General features: G+C 43.9%; 6 protein-coding genes. 5 read left to right on the top strand and 1 reads right to left on the bottom strand.

Going from position 1 to position 5,749, the window contains the following annotated elements; all coding sequences use genetic code 11:
* The first annotated feature begins 483 nt into the window (after window positions 1–483).
* Entirely contained in the window at window positions 484–753 is a 270-nt protein-coding gene (locus tag HWQ38_RS01305) for a hypothetical protein (RefSeq protein ID WP_292789404.1), read from the top strand.
* Between the two features lie 117 nt (window positions 754–870).
* Window positions 871–1,689 (top strand): hypothetical protein, encoded by an 819-nt coding sequence (locus HWQ38_RS01300; RefSeq protein WP_292789402.1) that lies wholly within the window; start codon window positions 871–873, stop codon window positions 1,687–1,689.
* 239 nt (window positions 1,690–1,928) lie between these two features.
* Here the strand turns inward: HWQ38_RS01300 and HWQ38_RS01295 are convergent, their stop codons facing one another.
* Window positions 1,929–3,212, bottom strand: coding sequence for a cytochrome P450 (locus HWQ38_RS01295; RefSeq protein WP_292789400.1), 1,284 nt, complete (start codon window positions 3,210–3,212; stop codon window positions 1,929–1,931).
* Window positions 3,213–3,420: 208 nt separating this feature from the next.
* Between HWQ38_RS01295 and HWQ38_RS01290 the strand changes: the two genes are divergently transcribed.
* The 3 genes from HWQ38_RS01290 (at window position 3,421) to HWQ38_RS01280 (ending at window position 5,708) form a co-directional block, all read left to right on the top strand.
* On the top strand, window positions 3,421–3,549 hold the full coding sequence (locus HWQ38_RS01290; RefSeq protein WP_366933205.1) for a DUF1993 family protein: 129 nt from the start codon (window positions 3,421–3,423) through the stop codon (window positions 3,547–3,549).
* Window positions 3,550–3,883: 334 nt separating this feature from the next.
* Complete coding sequence (locus tag HWQ38_RS01285; RefSeq protein WP_292789398.1) at window positions 3,884–5,248, top strand: S-layer homology domain-containing protein; 1,365 nt, start codon at window positions 3,884–3,886, stop codon at window positions 5,246–5,248.
* A gap of 169 nt (window positions 5,249–5,417) precedes the next feature.
* Entirely contained in the window at window positions 5,418–5,708 is a 291-nt protein-coding gene (locus HWQ38_RS01280) for a hypothetical protein (RefSeq protein WP_292789396.1), read from the top strand.
* Window positions 5,709–5,749 lie beyond the last annotated feature (41 nt).

Genomic DNA, 5,749 nt, shown 5'->3' with positions numbered 1-5,749 from the left:
TACAGGATTGCCGCGATTTCTTTTACTGCTGCTTGTAACCGTTCTTTTTCTTCGGGGGTCATGGCTATGACTCAAGTCCCGGATTTCTCACCACATCTCTCAAAGCCTGCGCCTGCGCCTGAGCAGGTTCGCTAGAGGGAGCAGGGGGAGAGAACAAAAATACCAAGTTCTTTCCCCTCTGCCCCTCTGCCCCTCTGCCCTTGCCTCTTTTTCTTGCTACAATCCCATGTTTTTAAGCATGGGATTGTAGCAAGACCAGCAAGAACTGCCTCCCTCCTTCTGCCTCCTGAAATAAATATTACTGATGAAACTTAAAAATTTTTTACAACAGTTCCAACAAGTTACCAGATTATCAGAACAAAAAACTCCCGTTGTGTCGCAACAGGAGCCAACTAACACTCTTAGTGAATCGAACAATGTTTTTAAAATGAAGTGCGGAATGTGGGTTAGAAGTGAACTTCGAGCCATAAAAATCTGGTCTATGTGATTGCGCTGTTGTCGGCGGCGGATAATGACGATTACAGCTATGTTGATCAGAACTTTCAGCCAGAGTCATTACAGACTTGGGGTAAACGCGGTTCTGTGATTAATGTTGAGATGCGGCGCTATCGGGAATGGGTGCTTGCGGGGTTGGTCGAGGATGGTTACACCGTTATTGATGCAATTGATGCTGATGACGATGAAAGTGGAGCAGTAATCGAGTCGGTTAAGGCGGCATCTGTTGATTTGTATACTGCGGAGTGTGAAGCGTAGGCGTAGCCCGCCGCAGGCATCGCGGATTCTCCAACCATCTCTGATGCCGAACTCAAGAAGCTGCAAGACACAAGGGCGAAAACCAAAACTGAACGACACCAGCAGCGCAAGGCTGAATTGTCCCGTCGCTATGAAGTTGAAGTTACGCCTGATTTGGTCGAGAAAGATGACGATGGGTGGTATCCTCAACTACGGATGCACTACTATTTGACGCTGGGGCGAGAGTTTCTGACAACCCGTGATGCGAAACGGGCAAAAGCGCAATTAGAGGCTGGGGAGAATTGGATTTGGAAACCGGATTTTAACAAGGGGCAGCTATTGCCTGCTGTACTGTTACTCGAAAATCTGAATCTGTTACAGTTTCTTACACCAGACGTTCAGTTACGTGGCAGCGACGAGAAGCTGGTGGAGTTTAAGGCACTGGCTGTAACGCATCGGCACGTTATCAAGAATTACTTGAATGTCAGTGTCTCGGAAAAACTAACCCCAGTGGCGATCGCACAGAAGTTACTTGCCAAGATTGATTTAAAGTTGAATTACGTTGGTCGATTGGGCAAGCGTGAAAATCGGGAGTGCGTTTATCAGTTTGTTGCCCCTAATGATGAGCGTGATTCAATTTTCGGGCAGTGGTTCAATCGGGATGAATTATTTCAAAGTGAGTTGGTGTTAGTCAGTAATAATATAAGTACAACTACACCAGTAACTGACACAACATCACTGTCCATATCCCACAATTCTGATTTGGTGTCACGCACTAATAATATAGTCTTTGCAACACCACTCAGTGACACGACACCACATACCCCAGAAAATATTGCGATTCTTGGATGGAAGGGGTTGATGGTGAAAATGCAGCTTGGGCTAAATAGCGCTGGGGACTTCTACAGTGAATTAGTCTCAAAGGTTGGCGAGGCTGTTGGGGTGGCTGATGAATAACCCCCTTACTGTTAAGGGAGAAGTCGGATTTTCTTGGCTCTGTTCAATATAACGAAATGTAACAATACTATCTTTTGCAACTTGGTATAAGTCTGTAGTGTGCGATTGGTTGGTGGCGGTTTAGGTCATGTAGCTTGGGGATACCGCTAAACGTCACCTCACTACCAAAATTGATTTTGTCCACACGAGTGCGAGTCAGGCGTTGGCGAAATAGCTGCCTTCATGAAAATGCGATGCGATCATGATACCTTGTCAAACTCAATATAAAGGTGCTTCAGTGTCCGCATGAGTACGTTCGGTAAGTACTGATATCCTTCTTGTGCCAAGCGAATGTCCTTCAACCGTATTAGCAAATGCTGATATGCGATCTGCATTTCCTTTCGAGCAAGCATAGCGCCCAAACAAAAATGAATCCCATGACCAAAAGATAGGTGGTTGCTTGCATTCTGGCGGCGCACATCGAAACGCCCACCCTCAATAAATTTTATGGAGTCGCGGTTAGCAGCATCGAAGCGGAGCATCACTAAAGACCCAGCTTTGAGATCAACATCTCTTAGTTTTGTATCTTCCGTCACAACTCGCCACATTCCTGCTGTCGGACTTTCCATTCGTAAAACTTCTTCAACAAAGTTCTCTAACAGGGAAATATCTGTTTGTACCAAGGGAATCTGCTCTTTATTGTTTGTCAGTAACAACATTCCAGCTGCGAGCGCACTGGTGACAGTCTCATTGCCTGCCACTAATATTTGCTGAATTATACTCAGCAGTTCAGCAGTGTCGAGTGAGCGCTCTCCATCCACTTTCGCCTGTACCAAGTCAGTGATCAAATCATCTTCAGGCTGTTTTTGCCGTGACTCCATGACTTCATGAAAATAATGCTGGAAAGCGACAACATCTTTAGCACACTCGATCTCCTGCTCAGGAGAAAGTATCTGACCTAAACGCGCAATAAAGGAATCAGACCATTGCTTGAACTGAGGCAAATCTGCTTGTGCCACACCTAACTGTTGAGCAATAACTTTGAGCGGTAAGGGTACAGCAAACTCACTGACGAATTCACACTTACCGCGATCAATGAAACTGTCAATGAGTTCATCAACAATCTGCTCAATCAAGTCACGCATTTTGTTGATACGCGACGAGGTGAATGCCTTATTCACCAGCGAGCGAAATCGCTCGTGTTCTGGTGGATCTGCCGTCAGTAAGGTGTTCATCTGAGGCCAGCCTTGATCCGAAATTTTCTGCAACTTTGGATCATGTTCTTCAATGCCTGCCAATAAAGTCGAGAAATTGCTAGAGAATACTCTTGTATCCTTCAGAATTTCGATCACTAAGTCATAGCGAGTAACAAGAAAGAGTTTTGCTTCCGTTCTGGGACTTGGTAGCTCCATAATTAGTGCTTGCTCTTGTGCCAGCTTGTAGAATTCATAAGGGCACACAAGCACTTCTGGGTCAAAGAAGTTGTAGTCTGACAGATGCTTCATGCTTCTAATGGTGGTCAGTGATGGTTTGCTTTGACTCATTCAAAATGAGTCAACATCATCTTAACAACTTACTTACCGTTGGCTCATTTTTGAGGAATTAGATGTAAAAAATACGCTTATTTGTCTCTTTACTCCCCCTGCTCAAGGAACAGTCTATTTCACGAGGATCTCACTTTTTCGCGTTGCTCCCCCCTAATATTAGATGGGGCGGCTCAAAGTCCTTTGAACTTTTTCTGGAGAAATCTCAATGACCATTTCAATGTACCAAGCTTTAATACCCGTGTCTATTCGCACACTGAATAACCTTGCAAATATTCTTGAAAAAGGTGCTGCTTATGCTGAAACAAAAAAAATAGAGCCTTCTGTGTTTATCTGAGTAAGAAGTAATGAATCTTACTTCTTACTCATTACTTCTTACTTATTACTTCGCCCGTGAGGTTCGCTAGTGGGAGAGTTCAATCTGCCTTGTTTCTTTCCCTTCTCTCATGCGTGAGAAATGCGGGGTAGGTCTTCTGACTCCTGAATTCTGCTCGATAACATCCTCAACTACTTTTCTCAGCTGTACTGACTTTTGTGGAACTTTTCTGTTTAATTTCAGACTAGTATATTGTGCATGGGTTGAAATATTACAGAAAAAAACACTGTAATATTTGATCTTCATTAGCAACTGCAAATAAGAGAAAATACTTTTCATTGGGGTCAATCATTCCATGACTAAAATATCTCAGTCGAGAACTGCCTTATCTTTGTTACTACAAATGACCTTTGGTGCATTGGCACCTTTGGTTATTGCCAGTCCCACATTTGCTCAATCGACATTTACTGATGTTCAAGGCAATTGGTCGCAATCATGTATTTCCCAACTGGCTCAACAAGGAATTATCAGTGGTTACCCAGATGGTACTTTCCGTCCCAATGCCTCTGTAACCCGCTCTGAGTTTGCCGCCATGATTGGTAAGGCTTTCCCAAATGCACAAAAGAGTCGTAATCTAGTTCAATTTGCAGATGTCCCCAGCAATTACTGGGCCCATAATGCAATTGCAACAGCCAACCAGACAGGCTTCTTGTCCGGCTACCCTGGTCAGATTTTTAATCCTACTCAAAATATTCCTCGCGCTCAAGTTCTCGTCGCTTTAGCTAGTGGCTTAAATTACTCTCCCACTCAGTCTCCGACTACCACCCTAACTGCAAACTTTGCTGATGCCAGTTCTATTCCTACTTATGCCCAGAGTGGTATTGCTGCTGCTACTGAAAAACGTCTGGTCGTAGATTATCCTGATGTTAAGTCCCTTAGACCTAATCAATTAGCTAGTCGTGCTGAAGTCTCAGCTTTTTTATGTCTTGCTTTAACGCCCTCTGGACAAACCTCTACTATTCCTGGGCAGTATATTGCAAATGCTACTGGCTCCTCAATCACTGCCCTACTTAACTCTGGAACTTCTATTCCTGTTAAATATCTGGATGCCAAGAAAATCGTTGTTAGTCCCAAGGAAACTGCACCTCTAACACTGACAGTCGCAACTGATATCAAAAATAATCAGGGAACTCTAACTATTCCTGCTGGTAGCCAAGTTGTTGGTCAATTGCAACCTGTAGACGGTGGTTCTGAATTTGTTGCTAGTCAGCTGATTATCAATGGTCAGCAGTTTCCAATTAATGCCTCTTCGCGTCCAATCACTACTACACAAGATGTACGTAGTCCTAACATCACAGCTATTCTCCAAGATGCTGCTGTCGGCTCCGCCGCCGCCGCCGGAATTTCTGGCATCACTGGTAACAACCATATTACACTTGGCAAAGTCTTAACTGGTACTGCCATTGGTACAGCCGTTGGCGCAAATCAAAATCGTAACGTTCTCTCGACTTTAAGAGATACCGCAATTGGGGCCGCAGCTGCCACTGGAATTTCTGGCATCACTGGTAATCGCACTATCACTGCTGGAAAAGTTATCGGCGGCGCTGCGGCTGGCGCTACAATTGGCGGCATTGTTGATCCCACTTCTACCAATCAAGTCGTTGTAATTAATCCTAATAGCGACTTAACTTTAACCTTAAATAGCGACTTCAGCAGATAAACACTAGCGTTCTTAATAGTGACTAAAGTCATGATCAGACTGATGACTTTAGTCAGAGGTGGTTTGGCAAAGAGGTTAATAGAATTGTGACATCAAGCATCAGTATTTAGAGATGTTGAAAAAATCCCTATTTCTCGCTTGCTTCCTCAAATAATTTTAGGATATTTAGATGAAACTTTTCGCATTTGCTGCGATGTGCGCGGCTGCAATCTTTTTGCCAACAGTAGCTTCGGCTCAAGAAGTCTATCATCGGGAAGTTAATCAGCAACATCGGATTGCTCATGGTGTTCAAAATGGCAGTATTAACAAACGTGAATATCGCCAATTGCAGCGTCGAGAAGCATCTTTAAATTCGGCTTGGAGGCGTGACTTGAGAGATGGACGTTTAAATCCTCGTCAACGACAACAACTCAACCGCCGAGAAAATAGAATTTCCCGTTCTAAGCTAATCGGCATTTAAATTGCAACATAGTCACTATTACCCTTGTTTTTTATTTTTCG

The organism is Nostoc sp. NMS7 (genome assembly GCF_017115085.1).
Classification (GTDB): Bacteria; Cyanobacteriota; Cyanobacteriia; order Cyanobacteriales; family Nostocaceae; genus Nostoc.
Note: the sequence above shows the minus strand (reverse complement) of the source record. Positions and strands in the feature narration are given on the sequence as shown.

What these genes read in the sequence shown, in the direction of transcription:
- HWQ38_RS01290 (WP_366933205.1), top strand. Translation starts at nt 3,421, where the DNA reads ATGACCATTTCAATGTACCAAGCTTTAATACCCGTGTCTATTCGCACA.
- HWQ38_RS01295 (WP_292789400.1), bottom strand. Translation starts at nt 3,212, where the DNA reads ATGAGTCAAAGCAAACCATCACTGACCACCATTAGAAGCATGAAGCAT.
- HWQ38_RS01280 (WP_292789396.1), top strand. Translation starts at nt 5,418, where the DNA reads ATGAAACTTTTCGCATTTGCTGCGATGTGCGCGGCTGCAATCTTTTTG.
- HWQ38_RS01285 (WP_292789398.1), top strand. Translation starts at nt 3,884, where the DNA reads ATGACTAAAATATCTCAGTCGAGAACTGCCTTATCTTTGTTACTACAA.